Here is a 23,023-nt window from a genome sequence, read left to right as displayed (position 1 = left end):
AGTCTTTATTCCTCCTCGGAGGCCGGATCGGCCGGTACGATTTCCGGCGCCCCATCCTCAGGAACCGGCTGGGTCTTGAGAACGCTGATTTTCTCAATGGCTTCGGCGGCGCCCTTATGCCCCGCCTTGGCGGCAACCCCCAGGGTCTCCAGGGCTTTTTCGATGTTGCCCGCCTGGGCCTGGGCCAGGCCCAGGAGATAAACTCCGCTTGCATTGCCCGCCTTGGCGGTGATGGAGGCCCACCCCGCAGCCTTTTGCGGGTCGCTTTCCTGGAGAAATATCAACGCCAGCTTATTGATGGCCGGGGCGTAGCCTTTTTTTCCGGCCTTGGCCAGCCACTGTTTGGCCGTTTGTTTATCCTGTTCCACGCCTACGCCGGCCAGGTAACAATTGCCCAGGTTGCTCATGCACAGGATGTTGCCCAGAGCCGCGCCTTTGCTGAACCATTCAACGGCCTTGGCTGAATCCTTTTCGGCGCCCTGGCCTTGAAAATACATGAGGCCCAAGGTTGCGCAGGCGTTTCCGCTGCGCCTTTCCGCCGCCCACTGGAGCCAGGTGAAGGCTTTGTCAAGGTCCGGAGCCACGCCTTCTCCACGGTAGTACATCTGGCCAACCGTATTGGCGGCGGCGGGGGAGCCTCCGTAGGCCGCCTTAAGCCGCCATTCAAAAGCCTTGCTCAAATCCTGGGCTGTACCGAGCCCCTTATAATAGGCCTCTCCCACCACAATCTGCGAGACCATATGGCCTTTTTCGGCGGATTTCAGAAACCATTCAAAGGCTTTTTCCGGATCTTTGGGAGTTCCTACGCCCATTTTGTAATAGGAGGCCAAAAGGGCCATGGCTTTGGGATCCTCCTGGGCGGCTGCTTTTTGGGCCCATTCAAAGGCTTTGGGATTGTCGGTCTTTCCAAAAAAACCTTTCAGGTAGCCCGCCGAAAGCAGCATTTGGGCGGGAATGTAACCGCTGTTTCCCGCTTTTTGAGCCCAATCCAGAGCCTTTTGCGCATCCTTTTCCACGCCTGCGCCGCCAAGATACATCCTGGCCATCTGCATTTGGGCTTCGGGATCGCCGGATTGGGCTTTGGCCTTGGTCTGCACCAGGACATCGTCCTCCACTGCGGCTCTGAGAGCGTAATTTTCCGCATCCTGACGAATTTCCGTAAAGGCGGTGCATTCTCCGGCCGCCGCATTATCCTTTAATTTTGCCGCGGAGGGGGAGGCTATCTTGAATGTTCCCACGCGGGTCGTGGTTTCATCGCCAGGCCCGCCCAGCGAAATGACCACGTAGTCCGTAAAGCCCGGCTCTCCGTCCAAATCCACTTCGTGGCGATGTTGCAGGGAAACCGAGTTTTGGTTCTGGGTGCTCAGGTCCATGACCAATTTATAGGGGCCTTCAGGAGCGGAAAAAAGACGGCAGTTGGCCGTCGCCCCGCTGGCCTGGCCGGCTTCCATGGCGCCCAGTTCCTGGCCGCCGATGCTCAGCTTGACTTTGAGGACGGCCATGGGGCTTTGTTTGACGACCTTGACCACCAGGTCCGAAGAAGCCGTCTGGACGACCGGGTTTGAGGCCGCCTGTCCGTCCTCTACATGGCGGCATCCTGAGATGACAACCAATGCCAGAAGAATGAAAAACAGGGCCGCCCCGAATTTTTTATGGGCTTTTGGTTCAGCGGCGGCGGGCTTCGGCGGGAAGAACATCATGAGGCGTTTCATAGGCGATTATTCCATCAACATTCAGGTTAAGGCCACTTTTCCCGCCCGGCGATTATGCGGGCGGTTCCGATTTTTTACATGATACCACAAGGAAGAGCGCGGGTCCATGGGGTGGCTTTGGGTGGATTGGCTTTGGTTGAGGGCATCCAGGGCGCCGGATTGGGCGCGGGCGTGCAGAAAAACGTCTTGCTAAAAAACAGGGAACATGGCAAAAATCGATCATGAGAACAGAGTATTATTGCGCGCTATCTCCCATTGAGATTGCTGCGCACGCCAAATTCCGGCAATTATAAATTAAGGAACAGGAGCCTTATGAGCGACAAACAGGTGATTTATTCCATGGTGGGCGTTGGGCGGGTGCATCCTCCCAACAAACAGGTTTTACGGGACATCTCCCTGGGTTTTTACTACGGCGCCAAAATCGGGGTGCTCGGCCTCAACGGGTCGGGAAAGAGCACCTTGCTGCGAATCATGGCCGGGCTGGACAACGATTATCTGGGAGAGACCATGCTCTCCAAAGGATATTCCCGGGGGCTTTTGGAGCAGGAGCCTGAACTGGATAATGAAAAAACCGTCAAGCAGGTTGTGGAGGAAGCGGTGCAGCCCGTCGTGGACCTGCTGGCCCGGTTTGAGGAGATCAACAACTCCTTTGGAGATCCGGACGCAGACATTGACGCCCTGGTTGAGGAGCAGGCCAAGGTTCAGGACGCCCTGGACGCCGCCGACGCCTGGACGCTGGACAGCAGGCTGGAGCTGGCTATGGAAGCGCTGCGGTGCCCGCCTCCGGACACGCCGGTTTCCGTGATTTCAGGCGGTGAAAGACGGCGTGTGGCATTATGCCGCCTGTTGCTTACGGAGCCCGACATTTTGCTGCTGGACGAGCCCACCAACCACCTGGACGCAGAAACCGTGGCCTGGCTGGAAGGGCATTTGCGGGATTACAAGGGCACGGTCATCGCCGTGACCCATGACCGATATTTTCTGGACAACGTGGCCGGGTGGATTCTGGAGCTGGACCGGGGGCACGGCATTCCCTGGAAAGGAAACTACTCCTCGTGGCTTGAACAGAAAAAGGACCGCCTGGAAAAGGAGGAAAAATCCGAATCCAAGCGCCAGCGCACCCTGGCAAGGGAGTTGGAGTGGATCCGCATGAGCCCCAAGGCGCGGCAAGCCAAAGGCAAGGCCAGGGTCAACGCCTACGAAAAACTCTTGGGCGCTGAATACGAAAAACGGCGGGAAGATCTGGAAATTTACATTCCCCCCGGGCCCAGGCTGGGGGACAATGTCATTGAATTTAAAAACGTGTCCAAAGCCTTTGAAGACAAACTGGTTATTGACAACCTGTCCATGCTTATCCCACCAGGAAGCATCGTAGGCGTGATAGGCCCCAACGGCGCCGGCAAAACCACCATGCTTAAAATGATTACCGGCGCCATGGCGCCCGACTCCGGAGAGATCGTCATCGGCCAGACCGTAAAAATGGCCTATGTGGATCAATCCAGGGATGTATTGGACGGCGAAAAATCCGTGTGGGAGGAGATTTCCAGCGGAAACGACATCCTGGTGCTGGGGGACAGGCAGGTCAACTCCCGGGCGTATGCCTCCAGCTTTAACTTCGCCGGGTCGGACCAGCAAAAAAAGGTCAAGACGTTGTCCGGCGGCGAGCGCAACCGCCTTCATATGGCCAAAATGCTGGCCCAATGCGCCAATGTCATTCTCCTTGACGAACCGACCAACGATCTGGACGTCAATACCTTGCGGGCGCTGGAAGAAGCCATCGACAATTTTGCGGGCAGCGCCATTGTGGTAAGCCATGATCGCTGGTTCCTGGACAGGGTGGCCACCCACGTTATCGCCTTTGAAGACGACAGCCAGGTTATTTTTTATCCCGGAAACTTTTCAGACTACGAAGCGGACCGCCGCAAGAGACTCGGCTCCGCCGCAGACACGCCGCACCGGGTGCGCCATAGAAAGTTGACCAAATAGAAGGAAGCGGCGCAACGCCGCCGAAAACAGATTCGGAATGTACAAACGGCCCTGGGGAATCTTTTGAGGATTTCGCCAGGGCCGTTTTTTTGTGCATGAATAAGGCTGGCTGCAAAAAGCAGTGATGCGCAAGCTATTCAGAAGCAGGCGTTTCCCGGGGGGTCAGGCCGATCTTTTTCATGTAATAATCAGGGTATTTTTTGTTGAAGGCGCGGCCCAGGCCGGCCAGGAGCAGCGCGGGAAGGCCTAAACGGAAAACCAGGGACCAGGGCAGGACGTCCAAAAAAGGATAGATCAGGGGCGTCAGGGCGAAGAGTCCGCAAACAACGAACAAAAAGGCCCAGAACTTGGTCATGTCCTTGTTGATTTGCTTGAAAACATCGGTCTCCCAGACCTCTTCAGGAGCGTCTTTTTGGGCGAAAAACGTGGTAAAGGGCGCTTTTCCGCCAATCAAAGGGATGACTGCCATGGCGAAAAGCAAAGTGTACAACTGGACTATGGCCAGCTTTCCGAAGACCACCCTGGGCGCCTGAGGGAGCAGCCAGACCCCGGCGGCTTCCAGGGCCAGGAAAATCACCATGGTCTTCAGGACGGGGGAGGCGTCGTCTTTTTTGGCCATCGACAAAAAATATAGAAAAATAACCATTAGGCTGACAAGGGAGGCGATTCTGACGGGCAGGCCCATAAACCCGGTGGACTCTCCGGCGATCATGAATGCGGTAATGCAAAGAACAGGGATCATCTTAATTCGCCAAACAAAAAGGTTATCCGACCTTCAGGCATAATTCCGCCACTCTGCGGCCCAGTTTTTTTCCGTTTTCCAGGACGGCCTCGTCCGGCTTGCCCACGCAGGCCACGCCGTAATGCCCGGTGGCGCTCATGGGATCGCCCACGACAATCATGCCGTAGATGAACATGCATTGGATGATGGACAGCATGGTGGTTTCCTTGCCGCCGGAGGCGTCTCCCGAGGTGGTGAAGGCCGCCCCGACTTTGTTTTCCATTTGCTTGCGCGTACTGACAAAGTCGTCGAAAATCTTTTTAAGCTCCGCCGCCATCCCCCCAAAATAGACGGGAGATCCTGCAATGACTCCGGCGGAGGTTGTAAAATCCTCCTTGGCGACTTGTTCGGTGTTTTTCAAGACAGCGCTCACGCCGGGGACCGCGTTCACACCCGAGGCCACCGCTTCGGCCAAAACTCTGGTATTTCCCCCTTTGGAAAAATAAAGAACCAAAACCTGCATGCAACGCTCCTGCTGACTTATTTTCCCTTGCGGAACTCTTCCAAATGCCCGCGCACCTCCTGAAGCAAAGGCTGGGGATATTCCTTGCCGGCCAGGTCGTTCCAGACCGATCTGGTCAGGTTTTTCAACTCACTCAATTCTTCGGGAGTTGATTGCACCAGTTCCACGCCGTATTGCACCATGGCGTCCATGCACTTTTCGTTGGCGGCCCTGGATTTTTCCACAAACCGTTTTGTAATGTCCTCCCGAATGCCGCGGATGCTGGCCTGAGCCTCCCCGTCCACCTGGTTCCAGGCGTCCATGGAAATGACGATGGTGACGGGAGAGTAGCGGATCTTCATGGGGTTGACATACCGGAATTTGGAGTAAAGCTGGGCGCCCACCACCCAAATGGCGGGGCCTATATTTCCGTCCGCCTGATCCCGTTTGATCTCAACCGCCACGTCCGGCACATTGGTGGGAACGGGAATAGCCGAAAGGGCCAGCATGGTCTGGTTTTCCATGAATCCCGCCCAATTGATGCACCGAACGCCCCGGAAGTCTTCGGCTTTGGCCAGGGGCTTGGTAATGGAATACACCTGGTCGAAATCCTGGTCGGCCCATGTAATCAGGGCGAAGTTGCTTTTTTCCATATAGCCGTCAAAGACGTCCATCATTTTCTCGCGGATGTAGTCCACTTCATCATAGCTTTGGAACAAAAAAGGCAGGGAAAGGACGGAGAACTCCCTGCATGCCAGGAAGGTGCCGCCTCCGCTGAGACCGGCGCCCTGGAGCATGCCCTTGTCCACCTTTTCCAAAACGTGCACGTCGTCGCCCATGATGCCGCCCCAGTAGGTCTTTAAGACGACCTTGTCGCCGGAGGCTTTTCTGATCTCGGGCACCAGGATTTGATCCACGTAAATGGCCCAGCCGACGTTTTTAGGCGCCAGGGTTCCGGTTTTCCAGATAATCTGTTCGGCGTCGTCGGTTTCGGCATGGGTGCAAGGGGTGAATTGGAAGCATATTGCAAGCGCAAGGGCCAGGGCCAGGCAAAAGGAGTAAGATCGGCGCATTTGAGCATCCTCTTGATTAGGTCCGGAATTTCCATATTCCGGAGATTGGGCGTTGCAGCCAAGATTAGACAGGGGTCGGCGAGACTCCAGCAGTTATTAGAATATATGTGATTATATCTACCATTTTGTAGACCATAAGTTCAAGCCCAATTTCACTTTACCCGCAGGATGGTTTTCCAGGACGGCCCACGCAGAAAAAAACAGGTGAACAGGATGAGACTAGAACATAGGGGGCCTGGATCCCAAAAAAACGGTTGAGCCAATTTCCAGAAAGCCTTTCCGTGAGGCGAAAATAGTGTATTTTCGAATTGTTCCTGCCGAAAGCAGCCATTATTTCGTGCAGCCCTCTTTGTCCTTTTGAAAACATCTTAAGACTTCGAGGGCCGCATTACCTCGAAAAACATTCTGCCTTTCGAGCACGAAATAATGCTGCCCATAGCGCCCATCCCCCAATGGGCGGCCATGGAAGCCGCCGCTTGGCCGGCGGCCCTTCCATCCAAGGCCCTTTTTTAAAAGGTTGAACAAGATGGCGACTGCAAGCACCTGCCTATACAACGGATTTCCATTGACCGTCAGCCTGGCGCGCTTGATAGCTTGAAACCCGGATCAAACCGTGCAGGGGCCAGGGAGAAGCGAGCAAATTTTGGACGTCCGTTGAATTTTATCGATAGAACCACATTTTTCTACAATAGTCAAGTTTTCAATTGGTTTCTGCGGCGAACGATTTTGGCGGCCCGGTAGTGGGATTGAGTCAGGTGTGCGAGGACTTCGGCGGTAGGATAGGCGATTCCCAAAACCACATGATAAAAGCCGGGAACAGCGAGGAATTGGTATAAGAATTCAAAGCCCTTGCCGGTATAAAAAACCACAAAAAGATGGCTCCCCAATTCCGTTCGGTTCAAAACGAACAAGGCGGTGTTGAGAACGGCGGTAAAGCTCCATGTGTAAAAAACGGCCAGCGACAGGGCGCGAAACCGGTGGGCGGCCCAGGGGATTCGCATGTGGAGGGCGGCCCCTGTCCAGGAGTAGAATCCAAAGGCGAAAAAGCTGAGGGCCAGGCAAAAGAGGCCGGAAAGAACCAGGACGGAGGCCAGGGCCAGGATCATGGAGATAATAATGGGGACGTTTGGACGAAGAAAGAACAGGACGAATTCGTGGGGGTCAAGCTCCTTGGAGAAGAGGAAAAGGATCATGGACAGGAGGCAGGCGCCGCAAAGGAGGCCCAGTGCGAACTGGGCCGGAATTTTTCCTCGAGTCCATTTCAGGCCCGGGATGTCGTAGATGCTTTCCGCATTATTCAGCCATGGAATAAAAGGCATTAGTTGGTCTGGGTTTCCATGCGCAGGACCAAGCTGTAGTCGCCCTTGTTGACCCCGGAGTTGATCTGGCTTTTGGAAAGGACCACCCCCGCCCCGCGAAACATAATGAAGTGGGAGAAGAACTGAAGGTCGTCCAGTCTTTGCCCGATGCCGAGGTTGTCCACATATTCCTTGTTTTTTCCCGGAATCACCATGGTGAGCTTGTTTCCTATCTGCTGATCCACTTCAATCTCCACGGTCTGGCCTTTTTCCGGCCCGGCGTCGTAGGTGATCTCCAGGGAGCAGATTTCGATAGGATCGTCGTCCATGGCTTCTTCGGCGGCGGCTTCGGCGGCTTCCATGAGAGCGGAGGTGTCCTCTGCGCTGGGCGCCGCAGCGGCCGGTTGGTCCATGGCGGGCGGAGCCGAAGCGCTTCGAGGCGCGGCCGGAGGCGTTGCGGCCGCATCTTGCCGCCTCCGTTCCATGCTCACGGAGAGGCCTTTGTTTTTCAGGAGGTCTTCAAAAAAGACCCTGACGGATTCTATTTGATCATCCGTAAACATGTCGTCCCGGAGCCAGGAATCGTATTGGGAGATGCCCTTATCCGGAGTTCCCAGGGCCATGTAGCACTTGAGAACGTTTTTCGCCGCCGGCACGCGAACGGATTCGTTGGGCACCAAGCGTTCAAACTCCACCAGGGCTCTTTCGAACTGCCTCAACTGGGCCAGGGCCACGGCGCCTTTAAAGGCGACGGCCCCCTTGTTCTTGTTTTGGGAAGTGGAAGTGGAAAAAAAGCCTTTAACCAGATCCTGAACATTGGAAGACGCCATTTCCTCAGGGCTCGCCACATCGTCCAACTCCATGATGTCTTTGTCGATCGCGGAGATTTTTTTGGTGATGGCGTCCAGCAGCTGTTCGCGGTTGGTAATATTGTCGTTCTTTTTTAGGAAGTTCGCTACAATCAGGTATTTTTTCTTAGCTTCCCCGTAAAGCCCTTGCTGGCGGTAGATCTCTGCTTCCTTGAAAAGGTTTTGTATGCGAGTTCTCAGATCCATCTGCGCCTCTACGGCCTGGTCGTCCTAACTCACAGGAGAGCCGCCAAGCCTAGTCCTTCATAAAATTCAATATCAGAGCGATCCGGGTAATTTGATTTACCAGATTCAGCTATTAAAATACAGCATTTTCTATGCGGCGCCTTTTTTCCTTCGCCGCATGTCGATAACGTGGACGTGGACCTTGTCCCTGATGCCCTTAAATGCCATATCCCCAACATGTGCTGCGCCGACGCTGTAGCTGATGTGCTTGAGGGTTTCCTGGGTTGTAAGGATTTGATCCCCCTTGGCCGAAGCGCACAACCGCCTGGCCAGATTCACCGCCGTGCCGATCACCGTATACTCGTAACGGGTTTTGGAACCCACGTTTCCCACAAAGACCTCGCCGGTGTTCATGCCGACGCCCAATCCCAGCCGAGCGAAGGCGGGAGAACGTTTGGCGAACTTATAGCGCAGCTCCTGAAAATACGTAACCATTTCGCGGGCCGTTCTTAAGCCGTTATCCGTGGGGTTTTCCAGGGCGATGGGCGCTCCGAAAAAGGCCATGACCTCGTCCCCGATGAACTTGTCGATACTGCCTTCATTATCAAACACGGCCTTGTTCATCACGTTATAGAACTCATCCAAAAACGCCATGATATCTTCGGCCTGGGCCACGTTAAGCATGTCGGAGAAGCCCCGAATATCCGAAAATAAAATGGTCAGCTTGACCTTTTCGCGAATCACGTTAGGGCGCTGCCCATCTTCTATCTTATCGACCAATTGGGCCACAATTTGGGGGGAATGCAACTGGCCGAGCATGGTCTGGAGCCTGATCCTGCGTTCTTTTTCCTGCAACAGCAATGAGTTATGAATTGCAACCGCTGCGTTATTGGCAAAGATAGTCAAGAGCTTGAGGTCGTCTTCCGAAAAAGTCCAATCCCTGTCCACCAGGTTGACATTGAGCACGCCCACGTTTTTTTCCGCCATTTTCAGGGGCACGCACAGGGAGGAGCTGATGGTCCGTTCCTTTTGCGTGGCGCCGGGAAAGGCGGAAATATCCACCTGGCCGTTCAGCAGCAAGGGTTGGGAGTTGGCCGCCACCCATCCTGCAATGCTTTTTCCCAGCGGAATGAGAGCGTCCTGGGCGTATTCCGCCCCGGTTCCGAACGAGGCTTTGGTGGCCAGGATTTTGGAGCGGTGATCCAAAAGCATGATGGAGGAATGGTCGGCCCGGAAGCAGGTAAGCATTTCCTGGGTGATGGTGTCCAGGATGTCCGGCAGATCCTTTTGCGAGTTAATGCCGGAGCTTACTTCCAGCAGAGCCCGCAGCACCTCCACGTTTCTGGAAAGCGTCTCCCTGGTTTTCCGTTCAATGGAAAAGGTTCGGGAAAAACTGAGCAGGTTTCGTTGCTGATAAATGACGTAGGCGCAGAACAACAGTATAAGGATGGACAGTGCGATGACATAGTTGATAAAAGTCGGAGCAATGTCGCCCTCAGTAGAGCTTGGCCAATATCCTGAAAATTTTAGGCTCAGGATTCCGAGAGTCAGGTAGAGAATGACCGCTACCGACATCAGGATCAGATGCCAGATCCGTTTTTCGGTATTCCTGATCGTAGGGTCAACTTTTTCCATAATTACAACACATTGTATAAAAGTATCAACAGGTCCGCACTTCGAACGGTCCACGCCAGCCAAGAGATTTAGTGTGTCACCAAGAGAGACTATTAGCAACAAAAAAGAGTTCTTGCAAACTCTAGGCCTAAAAAAACACTAAATTTAGTGATTCACGGCGCAGCAAACCCCAAAACCATCACTCCGGCCAACATGATCAAGCTGCCAGGCGCCCGGTATCGGGCGTCTTTTTCCTTGAATACCAGAATTCCATACAACACGCCAAAGAACAAAGAGCTTCTTTTTACCGACACCATGTGGGCGGCCGGCGCCATGGATATGGCCAGGACGTGGGTGGCGATCATGCCGGCCTGGCTGGCGCCCAGGGCCCACATTAGCTTGCTTCCCAGCACGCCGCGCACCCGCTTCAACCCTCCCGGCCTTACGGCGACGATACCGGACAAAGCCAAAAGCACGGCGAAAAAATACACGCACCCCACATAAAGGGGGGAGGACAAAAGGATGAGCTTTTTTCCTCCCGACGCCGTGACGGAATAGATTGCCGCCACTCCCGCCATCATCAGGCACCCGGGTTCGCTGAAAAAGTTCTTTACCGGCCCCAGAATTCCGGATTGCTTGTCCGTGGCCGTCAAAACATAGGCGCCCGCCGTCACCAACCCCACGCCCGCCAATCCGGCGGAATCCACTTTTTCGCCCAGGATGAGCCAGCCGGTAATAATGATGAATCCGGGCGTCAGCGCCAAAAAAGGCACGGTCAGGGATAAAGGCGATCTTTTTAAAGCGCCCATGTACAAGAATAGAGACAGTATTTCCAGAGGGACCAAAGCAGCCAGCCACGCCAAAAACAAGGGCGGGTTGCTGGGGGTCTCACCGGAAAAGATAAAAACCGCCAAAAAAGGACTGGCAAAGGCCAGGCGAGCCCAGGCCACGGTCAGCGAGTCTTCCTTGACCAACGCTTTTTTGCAAAGCATGTCTGATGTCGCCAGACAGAACCCGCAGGCCAGGGCAAGTATGATCCACATTTATTCTTCCTACATCTCGGAGAGCCGGGATACGCCGACCCAGCCGTTACCTGGAGGAGATTTGATAAACGCCTGACAGCGCCTCCAGTATATCAGACTCAGCTTGTCAAATGGCATAAATTCGTGAAGCTTGGCGAAAATCCTTCCGGCCTTCTCCCACTCCCGGGTCCTGAACAGGCCTAAAGCATCTTCATAGGCGCTCAAATGCTTTGCTTTGCTCTCCCGCACGCCCCGGGGGTCGGCCCCAAACACCTCATACAAGGTGACGGCGGCGTCCTTGCCCGGCATGGCGACCATGTCGGCCTCACGCAAGCCGTAGGTCTTCCCTTTGGGAAGAGCCTTCCACGTGGCCCCGGAAACCGCCACGCGCAGGCCGTAAACTTTGGAAAGCCTCTCCAACTTGGCGGCGACGCCGGCGGCCTCCCCCAAAACCACGCTTTCCCGCTCTCCGCCGAGTTCAATATGGCCGACGGAAACGCTCCCGGTGTGAATCCCGATTCCCATGTCCACCGGCAGCTTGGCGGCCTTTCTGCGCTGCTCCGAAAAATCCCGCAAATCGCGGTGCATTTCAATGGCGGCTCTAACCGCCTGTTCCGGTCCTTTGCCCTCCATGTCCGGAAACAAGGCCATTATGCCGTCGCCCTGAAAATCGCCTATGACGCCGTTGTTTCTCAGGACGGGCAGGCCGATGGCGTCTACATAATCGTTGATGAAAGAAAAATTTTCCTCAACGCCCATGGAGTCATAATGACCGGAGTACGCCCGAATGCCGGAAAACAAGACCGACGCCGTCTCCTTACAGCACTCTTTGGCGGAATCGCCGTTCCCCCCTATCCGGCACAGAAGCCGCGCCGCGCCTTTGGCCGGAGGCGCCGCTTCGGGCGCCGGCGGTGCACAGGTTTCCTTAAGAGCCGTCTGATGCAGCCGGGCCTTGTCTATGGCCGCCGCGGCGTGGGTCGCCAGGGCGAACACGTGCTTTACCTCCGGCTCGCCGTAATTGGCCGGCCTCTGATTGCTGATGTTAATGGCGCCGATAATCCTGTCAGCCGCGGCAATGGGCACGCAGATCAACGAGCATATGGGATAAGAGCCGGGCACGTACCGGGCGTCTTTGGACACGTCCGGCACCACCTCGGGAATCCCGGTCAGCAAAACGTCCCCCACTATGCCGACGCCAGGCTTCAGCACGGGGCGATCATTCATTTTTCTGCCAAAAGCCGCCGCAATTTCCAGCCTGCCGGTTTCTTCATTCAGCAGCATTACCGAAGCGCCCGTGGACTCCACCGTGCTGGTAGCCTCGTCCACCAGGGCCATGGCGATTTCCGCCACATCAAGGCTGGCGCCCAGCCTGGAATGGATCTCATGAATCAGGCTGATTTCGGACTCCTTGTCCAGCACTTGCTCCATGGCTTCCCGTTTTTCCAACTCCTGCTGGGAAAGATGGGAGAGCAACGATGCCATGCAGTACGCCTGCGGGGAGCCTAAAACATAGCCTATGATGCGGCCGGCCAGCCATACCGGAAATTCGCCCCCCGATGCCTTGGCCTTCTCATCGCCCCACAAGGTCCGTTTGGCGGAATCCCCCACTAAAACAGGCAGCCGAAGGGCTTCGGCCAAATCTTCCAAGACATGCACAGCGTCCGTTTGCACCAAACGCTTGAAGTTAATGGTTGACGCCATGGTCCCGTCCTTTAAAATTTGGGTTGTTTTTTGAAGGTAAGCCTAATATTTGTCTGGCGGCAAATTGTGCGGCCCATGGACAAAAAATACAAATCATTGTATATACTGACCAGTATATGGGATAAAATGAACTAGTGTCAAGAAATGGGCTCGCTGTCAAATTTAATATGCCCTAATATGGCGAAATGAATTTTATCAGTGTTTTTTCAGGGGGATAATCATGGCGATTTACGAATATGAACACCTTGGCGAACCTTGCGGCCGCGGCGCTGTGTTTGAAGTGGTTCAGTCCATGCGGGAAAACCCGCTGACCAGATGCCCGGACTGCGGCGGGCCGGTCAGAAAAATAATATCCAGAAGCAATATCAACACCCCCAAGACGGACAGCGAACTGAAGGATCTGGGCTTTACCAAGCTGGTGAGAAGAGATAACGGCGTTTACGAAAATGTTACAGCCAGACCCGGAGAGAACAAGTATATGGAGGCTGGAAAACCGGAAACCATCCCGGATTTTTCAAAAACCATCGGCGACTAACACGCCTTACATACCCACGCCTGTCATTTTACCTCCTTTATGCTGAAAATACTTGACAAAATACTACTTCCCGTTCATATCCTGAATAATACTGAGCAGCGGTTTAGGCAGTAAAGAGGCGGACGTAAAAGTTCGCCCGAGGGGTTTACGCCTGAAGCGCGCCAAGGCTTCTTGAGTTCGACAATGTCGAGCCTATGCTGCTGCTTGCTTCCATGCCAGAAAGGATTTTCGTCAAATGCTGCCCATATTATTTGGTTCCCGAAGAAAGGCAAGCGGCCTGTGCTTAATCATGGCTGCTTTTTTTTGTTTAATCTTTTCAGCAGGTTGCGGAACAGAAGGTAAGGGCAACGACGACGGAGTTATTCCCAGTTATGACGGCTCGGCCGGAACCGGCTCCTCCGGCGGCTCCTCCGGCGGCTCCTCTTCGGGCGGGAGCGTTAACGACAATACCGCGAGCGACGGAGAGGCCAACAATCTAATCCTCAAATCATCCCGGATAACAACAAACAGCGCGGGAACCAATATCGTTATGGGAGAGGTTCAATACACAGGCAAAGATGTGGCCTATGACTGCGCCGTTAAGGGGCGTTTTTATGACGCAAACGGCGCCATGATTTTTGTAAATGGGGCCAGAATCTATTCCCAGAGGCCTTTGGTGCTCGCGAGCAGCGGGTATAGCCAATATTGCCTCGCCACCGGCGAGACGGGGTATTTTATGATAGGTTTCGGCGGAGCCTTGGAGGATCTGGACCGCTATGAGATTGCACCCAGATGCCTGGTCAGCGAGATTGGCGAGGAAGTAAAAAATCCTGAAAATGAAATCAAGTTCAATACTGAAAATACTTTCGAACTGACCGCCCTGGAATTTTATGGGCAGGAATATTATGATTATCTGGTAATACTCGACCGGGTTCCCGACTATTTTCCCATGTACGCCATAGAGCTGGACTATACCAACAAGGGCGATGATTCCATTTACGACGCCTACGTTCAAGTAGCTTGGTTTGTGGATGGAGAACTATACGATATTGATAAGGTGGATCTGTTTCAGGGGGTTCGGGAAGTCACCGCCAACGTGTCGTTTGCGCAGACCATCTATTCCTATCTTAACGCCGGCAATATAGATCATGTTCTCATGCCTTTCTGGCATGAGAGGGCGCCGATTTCCAAAAAGGCGGGTGAGTCCGAAGCCTATGAAGACGCCTCCGGAGCTGACGCCATTGCAGGGGATAACGCCATATCCAACACCTATGTTCACTATGTGGACCAGGACCAGTGGTTTAGAATAAACGAATTCGGCTGGGAAGAGCCGTACTTCTTCCCCCCCAAGGATTCCAAGGCGAAGCGGTAGCGGCGAAGAAAATCGCGCCGGCCGCCGGCAATGACGGGTTTTTTTGATTTCCAAGCCCCCAAAGCAAGCATGTATTGCGTTGGGGGTTTTCTTTTTGGCCGGATTGGTTTAGTCGCTGTGGGTCATGAAACCTACGACGGCGAAAATGGCGATGATAATGCCAAAGCCGAAATAAAGGGCGGTGAAATAGCTGACGTTTTCAAGGTTGTCGCCCACCAGGACCGCCCGGTTGAGGATGTAGCCCCAGTACAGGGCGAACAGATAGTTGTTGATGAGTGCAACTTTGATCCGCCCAAACAGCAAAGCCAGGGTGCTGATCAGCAGCAGCAGGCCGATCTGGTACATGGGGATAGACAGTTGCGTAGAGTAAATAGCTTCCAGTTGAGCCAAATCCATCCTTACGCCTCCAAACTTCAAATTCTAACGGACTCCGAGCCAAACCCTTTTCCACGGCTCTTTTTCAGGCACTATAGAGTGGAATGGGATTGAGGTCAACTTGCAATAACCGGCGGCGCCCCTTCCCGGAACGGGGCCTTAATGTACTATATCGGCCATTAAGTCCTTGTTATTAAGCGCCAAAGTTCTTTTTGCGGGAATTATGCCCGCCCTTTAACAATAGCCTTGACCACGGCGCGTATATTGCTTAGTTTCAGAAAATGCGGTTATCGTGAAAAAATTTCAATATATGTGGAGCGTAAAATGATCAACATTACCCTGCCTGATGGAAAAATTGTGGAGTCTGACGGCCCCGTCTCCGGAGAAGACGTGGCCAAGGGCATCTCGGAAGGTTTTGCCAGAAACTGCGTCGCCGTGGAGGTGGACGGCAAGTTGACGGACCTGTCCACGCCTATAGAAACTGACGCCTCGGTTGTTTTCATCACTACCAAAGACGAGCAGGGTCTGGACATCATGCGTCACAGCGCCGCTCACGTGATGGCGGAAGCGATCCTTAACCTGTATCCCGACGCCAAGCTGACCATTGGGCCGGTGATTGAGGACGGTTTTTATTATGACATTGATATGCCGCCTATCTCGGAAGACGACTTTCCCAAGATAGAGCAGGAAATCAACAAGATCATAAAAGCGAAAAAACCCTTTGTACGGAAAACCCTGAGCAAAGCCGAGGCCCTGGACTTATACAAGGACAACGCCTTTAAAACAGAGCTGATCAGCGAACTGGAAGACGGAACCATATCCATTTATGAGCAGGGAGGCTTTACCGACCTGTGCCGCGGCCCTCACGTTCCCAACACCGGGCTGGTCAAGACCCTCAAACTCATGAAGGTGTCCGGCGCCTATTGGAGAGGGGATTCAGAGCGGCCCATGCTGCAGCGGCTGTACGGAACCGCCTTTTTCGACAAAAAAGAGCTGAAAAGCTACCTCCATCTGCTGGAAGAGGCCAAAAAGCGGGATCATAGAAAACTGGGAACCGCCCTGGACCTGTTCAGCTTTCATGAAGAAGCGGCGGGCATGCCCTTTTTCCACGCCCGCGGGATGGAGCTTTGGAACGCGCTTTTGGCCTATTGGCGCGAAGAGCATAAAAAGGCCGGGTACGTAGAGACCAAAACCCCCATCATGCTCAACAAAAGCCTCTGGGAGCGCAGCGGTCATTGGGAAAATTACCGGGAGAACATGTACACCTCCCTGATCGAAGATTTCGACTACGCCATCAAGCCCATGAATTGCCCCGGCGGCATGCTCTTGTACAAGACCAAACACCATTCCTACAATGACCTGCCCATAAGGGCCGGGGAAATCGGCCTGGTGCACCGCCACGAGCTGTCGGGCGTGCTATCCGGCCTGTTCCGGGTCAGGGCCTTTCACCAGGACGACGCCCACATCTTCATGACCGAAGAAATGATCGAAGACGAAATCCTGGGCGTTTTGCAGCTTGTGGAAAGGATGTACAGCACCTTCGGCCTGGGCTTTCATCTGGAGCTTTCCACCCGGCCGGAGAAATCCATCGGTACGGACGAGCAATGGGAAAAAGCCACGGAGGGGCTTCGGGCCGCCCTGGACAAATCCGGCAGGGATTATAAAATCAACGAGGGCGACGGCGCCTTCTACGGACCAAAGATCGACATCCACATCAAGGACGCCCTGGGCCGGACCTGGCAGTGCGGAACCATCCAGTTGGACATGAACCTGCCCGAACGTTTTGACCTCACCTACGTGGGCGCGGACAACCAGCGCCACAGGCCGGTTATGATCCATAGGGTCATCTATGGCTCCATCGAACGGTTCCTGGGCATCCTGATCGAGCATTACGCGGGCAAGTTCCCCTTGTGGCTGTCTCCGTGCCAGGCGGTGGTTTTGGCCATGAACGACGACGTGGCCGGATACGCCAAAGAGGTGAAAGCCAGGCTGGAGGAGGCGGGATTGCGCATGGAGATCGACCTGCGGGCCGAAAGCATCAACAAAAAGGTGCGCGACGCCCAGTTGTCTAAAATTCCGCTGATGCTGACCGTAGGCGGCAAAGAGGAAGCAGCCCAAACCCTTGCGGTCCGCACTTTGGACGGCAAGGTAAAATACGGGGTGACCATCGACGACTTCCTGGACAAGGTCCTCCCGCACATAGAAACCCGAAACCCGGACCTGGTGGAGTTCTGATTTTTGGAAGACAATTCAAAGTATACAAGGCTGGCCTTGGCCTGGATACTGGGGTGGACGATCTTTCGCCTCGTGTATTCCGCGGCCTTTCTATTATCCCCGGACGAAACGAATTACTGGCAGTGGGGGCGGCATCTGGCGTGGGGATACCACGATCAGGCCCCCCTGCTTGGCTGGGCCATCAGGCTGAGCACGGAAATCTTCGGCGTTAATGAGTTCGCCGTACGCCTGCCTTCCGTGCTTTCCATGGGCGTCGCCAGCGCGTATCTGGTTCTCCTGGCGGGACGGTATTTTTCCGGCCGCGTGGCCGTGGCCGCGGCCTTGTTGACGCAAGGAGTATTGGAATTCAACGTAGGCGGCCTTTTAGCCACCTGCGACGGGCTACAGGCCATGGCATGGGCCGGGGCCACATGGCACGGCGCCAGGGCCTGCGAAGATCATGAATGGAAGCAGTGGCTGAGCACGGGCTTTTGGTTCGGATTCGGGCTGCTGTCCAAATTCACCATGGTTATTTTCGGGCCCGGCCTGCTGATCTACATGATCTTTTCCAAAGAGCACAGGGGCCGGCTGGCATCCATCAAGCCTTATGCAGGCGTTGTCTTCGGTTTACTGATGTTTGCTCCGGTCCTGTATTGGAACGCAGCCCATGGCTGGAACTCCGCCAGGCACGTGGCGTATATCGGAGGCGCCGGCGAGTCTTTCACCCTCCATTTTAAGTATTTCGGGGACCTCATGGGCAGCCAGGCCGCGCTCTTGTCGCCCCTGGTTTTCATCCTGGCTTTGTGGGCCTGGATCCGCGTTATCAAAAGGGATTACAACCGGCGCAAGTGGATCATTCCCCTGCTATTCTGGACCTCCTTCCCCATGTTCGCCGGATTCACCCTGCTTTCCTTCCATACCCGGATTTACGGCAATTGGCCCGGGGCCGCCTACCTGGGCGCCTGCGTGCTGGCTGCGGCCTTTTTCTCCAACGCCAAGCCCAGGCTGTGGAAATGGACTCTGGGCATTTCCTACGCTTTCACCATCCTGGTTTTGGTGCAGGTTGTCTTTCCCATTCTTCCCCTTTCTCCGGACTTGGACCGCCCTGCGACGGAACTGGGCGGCTGGGACGAAATCGGAGAAAAGGCGGCGGCCATGCAGGCTGAAATGCCCGACCCGGACAACACCTTTCTCTTTGGCTTCCGCTACCAGGAAGCCAGCGAACTGGCTTTTTACGTCCCCGGCCGGCCCGAAACGGTTTCCATCAACAAATGGAAGCGGCCCAATGTCTACGATTATTGGTGGAAGGATGAAGACCTGATGGGCATGGACGCCATTGGGGTTTCCCGCCACGATAATGAAGTGAAAAAGCTGCGCAAGGTGTTTGAGTCCGTAAGCGCTCCCGTGCCGTTGGAACTTTACCGGAAAAAACCCTTTAAGGCGGAGCCTGAGCTCGTCCGCACGGTGTATCTTTATAAGGCCTACGGCTTCAAAGGCGGCCTCCGGTGGGAGCCCCCCAAAGGCAGCAAGGACATCCGAAAGAGCAGTTAGTCACCTTTCGGGATTGCATCCAAGATGCTGGCGGCTATTCCTGAAAGATGAAGCAGTTAGTCTTTTTTCAAATGGTCGCCTCTAACGCTTTAGACAGCTCTCTACAAAAGGAGTCCGGCGTTTCCCCTGGAGGGCTTTCCAGTATGGAATGCTAGGCCCTAATCCGGACCCGCCCATTGAAAAAAACGGCTTCAATTGGAAAGTCAATCTGGCAAAAGCTATAAAAAAACATGATTTCAATGAGATACATAGTTAGTCAATTAGTCAGGGATGTCCCGCAGAACACGGTCAGGGACGTCCCGCAGAACACCTGTCTACTAAGACGGAACGACACGCCATGCTTACGAATGAAATTCAAATGGAATTTTTCCTTGACATGCGACAAAAAATGGGTATAATATTCATATAAGATTATCATCCCCAGAGGGACTCCCCGGAGCCTTCTGGCCCCCCGCTGGGTTACGACCTGGCGGGTTTTTTTTTGGGGGGAGGGGAACATTTAGGGACATCAATGGCAAAAATTTAACCAAGCCGAGTACTGCATGACAAAAGTGAACTTCCTAGTTGACGGTTTCAATCTATACCACTCAACACGCGAAGCACAGCAAAAGATTGGCAATTCAACCAAGTGGTTGAACTTAAAAGAAATGCTTTTTAGCTATCACCCCCACTATACTAAAGTGGCAGGCCAAAAGGTGACACTCGGTGATGTCTACTATTTTTCTGCTTTTGCACGCCACAGAATTCCTTTTGACCCTGACGTAGTGAAGCGACACAAGGCGTTAATCAAGTGTTTTGAGGATACTGGTGTTATTATCCAAATGCACGAATTCAAAAGAAAAAACGCAAGGTGTCCATCTTGCAAGCATGCGTGGCATACACATGAAGAAAAAGAAACGGACGTTGCCATAGCTGTAAAGCTAATGGAATTGTATGCAAACAATTCATGTGGCATGATAGTGATATTAAGTGGCGATACGGATATTGCACCAGCAGTAAAAACTTCAAACGTATTGTACCCTGACAAGAAAACTATTTTTGCTTTCCCCTACGGTAGAAAAAACGAAAGTTTAAAGAGCTTATCTCCAGACTCTTTTAAGGTAAAAAGTTCTGCCTATCAAAAACATCAGTTTCCCGACCCATACCAATGTTCTGACGGAAAGATTGTAGTCAAGCCAAAGAATTGGTAGCTTAATTCCATTGTTTATGTATGATACTATTCTGTAAAGTCTTGGGATTTATGGGGACATCCTCAAGTTGTAAGTAACTCTCTGAAAATGATTTGTGTTGTGAAGAGACTTATTTTCTTAGGGATTTTCCATTAAACACCTGAAATGGTTAGCCTCTTTTCAAAAATCCTTTGTGCACAAAAATCACGCAGCCGTCGCCTTTGTACGCGAGAAGCCAGTCAGGAGAGGCGGCAAGCTGCGCGCTGGTGATGGACCGGTCTTTTAGCAGCGCCATTTCGTGGGGATATTTGGTCAAATATTCCCCGGCGCCCGGCCTTCCGTAAGCAAAGGCGAAATACTCCCGGCAGACCTTGTCCGGATAAACGGTTTCGTACCGCCCGTCCATGGACACCTTGGAATCCGGCAAGGACCACATGACAAACTGCCCCCAGTCGAATTCCGTTAGAATATTGCCGTGCAAGCCCTTTTCCCTGAGGAAAGCAACGCCGTCCACCGGGTAGGCCATCTGCCCGGGCAATACCTGGCTTTCGGGCAGCGCTTGTATGGACAACGGGTTTCGTAACACGTGCGGATACTGAAAATGCGCCCGGACCACCTTGGCGTTCAACACGGCCAGGCAGGCCATGGAAAGCAAGGCTGCCCCTAACAGAATGGAGGCTTCCCGGGATTTGGTCTTTATGAAATAGTCGGCCCCGGAAGGTAAAAGCGCCGCCATGGCAATCCCCATGAACGGGATATGCCTCATGTGGGAAAAAGCCATCCAACTGACCGCGGCCAGAACCAGCACGGCGGACCAGTTTTTTTGCAAAGGTTTCAGGCAGAAAAGCAAAGCTAAAGGAAAAAGCCCCATGAACAAGGGGATGGACAGGTGTTTGAAGCCCATGGACATAGCTTTCCATATAGACATCCACTCATAAATCTCGGGCCTTGGCATTAGAATGGCCTTGATCAAATAAGGCCAGTAGGCCCAACCGTAAGGATTGATCAAAGTGGCGGCCAGGCACGGCGCCAGAATGAACAAATAGGGCTTCCAGGGTTTTCGGGACAAAAACTCTCCCGCTGCATAAAGGCCGATTACGGCCAGTCCTGCGACAAAGCCTCCGTGGAGATTGCACCAAAGCAGGATTACAGGAGGGAAAAGCCAAAGAGGCTTGAACCGCTGGCTCAGCCGGCAAGTCTCCAGCAAATAGAGAGTAAGCGCGAAAAAGAAATAGGTGAACCCCTGGGCTCGCACCGGTCCGTATCCCGTGCAAATAGCGAATGCGGGAAAAAACAGACCCATCAAAGCCAAAGATGTTTGTGCGCCTCGCTTTTTCGCCGCGGCGTAGGCCAGAAAAAGCGTTAAAAAGGCGAATATGTATCTTAATGCCTGCAGGGCTTCTTCCCCGATGCCTGCGTACAAAGGGAAAAAAATTACGCCGGTAAGCCACTCATGGTAAATCCATACAGGATTGACGGGCATATAGGAAAAAGGGTCCGTATACGGAAAGCCGGGTTCCGTCCAGAAGGTGTAGCCAAAGGCCATGTAACCCCATAAATCCGGATCTGCCAGAGAGACGATCAAACCCATGGCATAGGAGAACGCGACCAGAATGAAAACGGCCCAAACAGTTGCTTTTGATTCAATTAACCTGAGCACTATCGTCCACCCTTCCTGGAAAAAATCACGGTGTTTGCGTCCTTATAAATTTCCCGCCAGCCCGGTTCCTTGGACATGGCTTTGTGGAGGGCGCCGCCCCTGTATATCAACACAATGTCATGGGGATAGCGAACCAGGAAATCGCGCCAGCCCGCGCCGGCCTGCAAAAACCGGAAGTATTCGTCGCGCACCTTTTTGGGGTAAACGGTTTCGAACCGCAGGTCCATGGCCACCTTGCATCTTGGGTAAAGCCGCCAACTGATATAACCGCCCCAGGTGGCGTAGGGCAGAATATTCCCCGAAAACCCGGCCGTCTCCAAATAATCCACGGCATGGACCGGGTAAAACAAGGCGTCCGTTCCAGGAGCGTAGGGTTCCCACGGAGTGTTGAGCGCCAGGGGATTTCCGCCTTTTATAACAATGGGAGTTTTCAGGACGAAGTACTTTATGTTGCAGGCCGCCATGGCCAAGGCGAATAGAAGGACAAAAAGCATCGCGCAAGCCCTGGCCTTTGTTTTTCGCTTTTCGCCGCAGCAGACCTCCTGAAGCAGAAACGGACCGTAGGCGCCTGCAGCCAAAACCAAGAACGGCATGTGCCTGTGATGGACCATTCCCAGAAAGGCCGTTGTCAGACAAATCAGTGTAAACACCTTGTCCTTAAAACGGGAGAGAACAAGCATTCCGACGGTAAAGCCGACACAGGCCAAAAAAATCAGCAGGTCGTAAGACCGCCCGAAATGAACCCATGCACCGGGTACGGAAACCCATTCCCTGACGCCGGCCTGGGGCTCGGCCAAATGTCCTGCAATCGCCGTCCACAAGCCCAGGCCGTACGGATTGATTAGCGTGGCTAAAGCGCAGACAGCCAAAACCTTCAGATAAGGCGAATAACGCCGGCCCTCCCAAAAACGGCCGGCGGCGTACAGAACTATCAGCCCAAGCCCCGCAGGAAACCCTCCATGCAGGTTGGCCCAAAACGCCATGATTAGCGGCAAAATCCACAACCGGCGGAAGTTTTCATTGAGGCGGGCGGTCTCCAAAACAAAAATTAAGAGGGCGAAAAAAAAATACGTAAAACATAAGGCCCTGAAGGCCGGAAAAGCCCAGGAAAAAAAAGCGCCGCCCATTAAAAAAAAGGACAGGGAATGCAAAACGGTTGCGCCCCGCCGCCTGGACGCCAAAAACAGCAGGAGCGCCGTCAGGCAGCCCAAAGTATATTTCAAAACCTGAATCCCAGCCGGCCCGGTTGCCTCCAAAAGGCGGTATAAAACCACGCCGGCAAGCCATTCATGAAACACCCAATCCGGATGGGTCGGCGTATAAGCGAGGAGGTCCCTGCAGGGAAATCCGGACTCGTTGAAAAACATGCGTCCGAAATTAAGATATCCCCATAAATCCGGTTCTGCAAAGGCGTCTGTAAGCGCTATCAGGACCAATACCGCGGAAAGGATGGACAACCCCAAGGCGGCCGGACGCGGCATAGCGGCGGCGTTAGTCTCCATGGG

18 protein-coding genes are annotated in these 23,023 nt (G+C 53.8%); 6 read left to right on the top strand and 12 right to left on the bottom strand.

The genetic code is table 11. The features are described from left to right. Nucleotides 1-5: 5 nt before the first annotated feature. Nucleotides 6-1,712, bottom strand: a complete 1,707-nt coding sequence (locus tag G491_RS34325; RefSeq protein WP_051327417.1) for a tetratricopeptide repeat protein — start codon at nucleotides 1,710-1,712, stop codon at nucleotides 6-8. Nucleotides 1,713-2,024: 312 nt separating this feature from the next. On the opposite strand from G491_RS34325, the gene ettA reads away from it, so the two are divergent. Beyond that, the gene (ettA, locus tag G491_RS0120685; protein ID WP_015948955.1) at nucleotides 2,025-3,698 is read left to right on the top strand and encodes an energy-dependent translational throttle protein EttA; all 1,674 of its coding nucleotides are present in this window, start codon (nucleotides 2,025-2,027) and stop codon (nucleotides 3,696-3,698) included. A 133-nt stretch (nucleotides 3,699-3,831) separates the two neighbouring features. Here ettA and G491_RS0120680 read toward each other — a convergent pair whose 3' ends face one another. The 8 genes from G491_RS0120680 to G491_RS0120640 all read right to left on the bottom strand — a co-directional run bounded on the left by G491_RS0120680 (nucleotide 3,832) and on the right by G491_RS0120640 (nucleotide 12,663). Continuing rightward, a complete protein-coding gene (locus G491_RS0120680) occupies nucleotides 3,832-4,440 on the bottom strand; it encodes a hypothetical protein (RefSeq protein WP_015948954.1) in 609 nt (202 codons plus the stop codon). A gap of 22 nt (nucleotides 4,441-4,462) precedes the next feature. After that, the gene (locus G491_RS0120675) at nucleotides 4,463-4,942 is read right to left on the bottom strand and encodes a flavodoxin family protein (RefSeq protein WP_028315924.1); all 480 of its coding nucleotides are present in this window, start codon (nucleotides 4,940-4,942) and stop codon (nucleotides 4,463-4,465) included. Between the two features lie 17 nt (nucleotides 4,943-4,959). Next, nucleotides 4,960-5,994 carry a TRAP transporter substrate-binding protein gene (locus G491_RS0120670; protein ID WP_028315923.1) on the bottom strand — a complete coding sequence of 345 codons (1,035 nt, stop codon included), beginning with the start codon at nucleotides 5,992-5,994 and terminating at the stop codon, nucleotides 4,960-4,962. A 692-nt stretch (nucleotides 5,995-6,686) separates the two neighbouring features. Then, nucleotides 6,687-7,313: a hypothetical protein gene (locus tag G491_RS0120660; RefSeq protein WP_028315922.1), complete on the bottom strand. Its 627-nt coding sequence runs from the start codon at nucleotides 7,311-7,313 to the stop codon at nucleotides 6,687-6,689. After that, the gene (locus G491_RS0120655) at nucleotides 7,313-8,347 is read right to left on the bottom strand and encodes a hypothetical protein (RefSeq protein ID WP_028315921.1); all 1,035 of its coding nucleotides are present in this window, start codon (nucleotides 8,345-8,347) and stop codon (nucleotides 7,313-7,315) included. The genes G491_RS0120660 and G491_RS0120655 overlap by 1 nt, the downstream gene beginning before the upstream one ends. A 129-nt stretch (nucleotides 8,348-8,476) precedes the next feature. After that, on the bottom strand, nucleotides 8,477-9,961 hold the full coding sequence (locus G491_RS0120650; protein ID WP_015948949.1) for an adenylate/guanylate cyclase domain-containing protein: 1,485 nt from the start codon (nucleotides 9,959-9,961) through the stop codon (nucleotides 8,477-8,479). A gap of 152 nt (nucleotides 9,962-10,113) precedes the next feature. After that, nucleotides 10,114-10,983: a DMT family transporter gene (locus G491_RS0120645; protein WP_028315920.1), complete on the bottom strand. Its 870-nt coding sequence runs from the start codon at nucleotides 10,981-10,983 to the stop codon at nucleotides 10,114-10,116. A 9-nt stretch (nucleotides 10,984-10,992) separates the two neighbouring features. Beyond that, on the bottom strand, nucleotides 10,993-12,663 hold the full coding sequence (locus G491_RS0120640) for a GAF domain-containing protein (protein ID WP_028315919.1): 1,671 nt from the start codon (nucleotides 12,661-12,663) through the stop codon (nucleotides 10,993-10,995). Between the two features lie 220 nt (nucleotides 12,664-12,883). Here G491_RS0120640 and G491_RS0120635 point away from each other — a divergent pair, with 220 nt between their 5' ends. Next, nucleotides 12,884-13,198 (top strand): FmdB family zinc ribbon protein, encoded by a 315-nt coding sequence (locus G491_RS0120635; RefSeq protein WP_028315918.1) that lies wholly within the window; start codon nucleotides 12,884-12,886, stop codon nucleotides 13,196-13,198. Between the two features lie 289 nt (nucleotides 13,199-13,487). Then, complete coding sequence (locus tag G491_RS0120630; protein ID WP_136360684.1) at nucleotides 13,488-14,549, top strand: hypothetical protein; 1,062 nt, start codon at nucleotides 13,488-13,490, stop codon at nucleotides 14,547-14,549. A gap of 108 nt (nucleotides 14,550-14,657) precedes the next feature. Here G491_RS0120630 and G491_RS0120625 read toward each other — a convergent pair whose 3' ends face one another. Further along, nucleotides 14,658-14,945, bottom strand: a complete 288-nt coding sequence (locus G491_RS0120625) for a hypothetical protein (RefSeq protein WP_015948944.1) — start codon at nucleotides 14,943-14,945, stop codon at nucleotides 14,658-14,660. A 303-nt stretch (nucleotides 14,946-15,248) separates the two neighbouring features. Between G491_RS0120625 and thrS the strand changes: the two genes are divergently transcribed. The 3 genes from thrS (at nucleotide 15,249) to G491_RS0120610 (ending at nucleotide 19,879) form a co-directional block, all read left to right on the top strand. Beyond that, a complete protein-coding gene (gene thrS / locus G491_RS0120620; RefSeq protein ID WP_028315917.1) occupies nucleotides 15,249-17,159 on the top strand; it encodes a threonine--tRNA ligase in 1,911 nt (636 codons plus the stop codon). A gap of 3 nt (nucleotides 17,160-17,162) precedes the next feature. Beyond that, a complete protein-coding gene (locus tag G491_RS0120615; protein WP_028315916.1) occupies nucleotides 17,163-18,689 on the top strand; it encodes a glycosyltransferase family 39 protein in 1,527 nt (508 codons plus the stop codon). A 542-nt stretch (nucleotides 18,690-19,231) separates the two neighbouring features. After that, nucleotides 19,232-19,879 (top strand): NYN domain-containing protein, encoded by a 648-nt coding sequence (locus G491_RS0120610; protein WP_028315915.1) that lies wholly within the window; start codon nucleotides 19,232-19,234, stop codon nucleotides 19,877-19,879. 148 nt (nucleotides 19,880-20,027) lie between these two features. On the opposite strand, the gene G491_RS0120605 is transcribed toward G491_RS0120610, so the two are convergent. Then, nucleotides 20,028-21,518: a hypothetical protein gene (locus tag G491_RS0120605; protein ID WP_028315914.1), complete on the bottom strand. Its 1,491-nt coding sequence runs from the start codon at nucleotides 21,516-21,518 to the stop codon at nucleotides 20,028-20,030. Further along, complete coding sequence (locus tag G491_RS0120600) at nucleotides 21,518-23,020, bottom strand: hypothetical protein (protein ID WP_157468441.1); 1,503 nt, start codon at nucleotides 23,018-23,020, stop codon at nucleotides 21,518-21,520. The genes G491_RS0120605 and G491_RS0120600 overlap by 1 nt, the downstream gene beginning before the upstream one ends. Nucleotides 23,021-23,023: the final 3 nt, after the last annotated feature.

This window comes from Desulfatibacillum aliphaticivorans DSM 15576, assembly GCF_000429905.1.
Taxonomy (GTDB): domain Bacteria; phylum Desulfobacterota; class Desulfobacteria; order Desulfobacterales; family Desulfatibacillaceae; genus Desulfatibacillum; species Desulfatibacillum aliphaticivorans.
Note: the sequence above shows the minus strand (reverse complement) of the source record. Positions and strands in the feature narration are given on the sequence as shown.

Coding starts and splice junctions, on each gene's coding strand:
- G491_RS0120625 (WP_015948944.1), bottom strand. CDS start 14,945: ATGGATTTGGCTCAACTGGAAGCTATTTACTCTACGCAACTGTCTATC.
- G491_RS0120645 (WP_028315920.1), bottom strand. CDS start 10,983: ATGTGGATCATACTTGCCCTGGCCTGCGGGTTCTGTCTGGCGACATCA.
- G491_RS0120675 (WP_028315924.1), bottom strand. CDS start 4,942: ATGCAGGTTTTGGTTCTTTATTTTTCCAAAGGGGGAAATACCAGAGTT.
- thrS (WP_028315917.1), top strand. CDS start 15,249: ATGATCAACATTACCCTGCCTGATGGAAAAATTGTGGAGTCTGACGGC.
- ettA (WP_015948955.1), top strand. CDS start 2,025: ATGAGCGACAAACAGGTGATTTATTCCATGGTGGGCGTTGGGCGGGTG.
- G491_RS0120670 (WP_028315923.1), bottom strand. CDS start 5,994: ATGCGCCGATCTTACTCCTTTTGCCTGGCCCTGGCCCTTGCGCTTGCA.
- G491_RS0120655 (WP_028315921.1), bottom strand. CDS start 8,347: ATGGATCTGAGAACTCGCATACAAAACCTTTTCAAGGAAGCAGAGATC.
- G491_RS0120660 (WP_028315922.1), bottom strand. CDS start 7,313: ATGCCTTTTATTCCATGGCTGAATAATGCGGAAAGCATCTACGACATC.
- G491_RS0120630 (WP_136360684.1), top strand. CDS start 13,488: ATGGCTGCTTTTTTTTGTTTAATCTTTTCAGCAGGTTGCGGAACAGAA.
- G491_RS0120610 (WP_028315915.1), top strand. CDS start 19,232: ATGACAAAAGTGAACTTCCTAGTTGACGGTTTCAATCTATACCACTCA.
- G491_RS0120600 (WP_157468441.1), bottom strand. CDS start 23,020: ATGGAGACTAACGCCGCCGCTATGCCGCGTCCGGCCGCCTTGGGGTTG.
- G491_RS0120680 (WP_015948954.1), bottom strand. CDS start 4,440: ATGATCCCTGTTCTTTGCATTACCGCATTCATGATCGCCGGAGAGTCC.
- G491_RS0120635 (WP_028315918.1), top strand. CDS start 12,884: ATGGCGATTTACGAATATGAACACCTTGGCGAACCTTGCGGCCGCGGC.
- G491_RS0120650 (WP_015948949.1), bottom strand. CDS start 9,961: ATGGAAAAAGTTGACCCTACGATCAGGAATACCGAAAAACGGATCTGG.
- G491_RS34325 (WP_051327417.1), bottom strand. CDS start 1,712: ATGAAACGCCTCATGATGTTCTTCCCGCCGAAGCCCGCCGCCGCTGAA.
- G491_RS0120640 (WP_028315919.1), bottom strand. CDS start 12,663: ATGGCGTCAACCATTAACTTCAAGCGTTTGGTGCAAACGGACGCTGTG.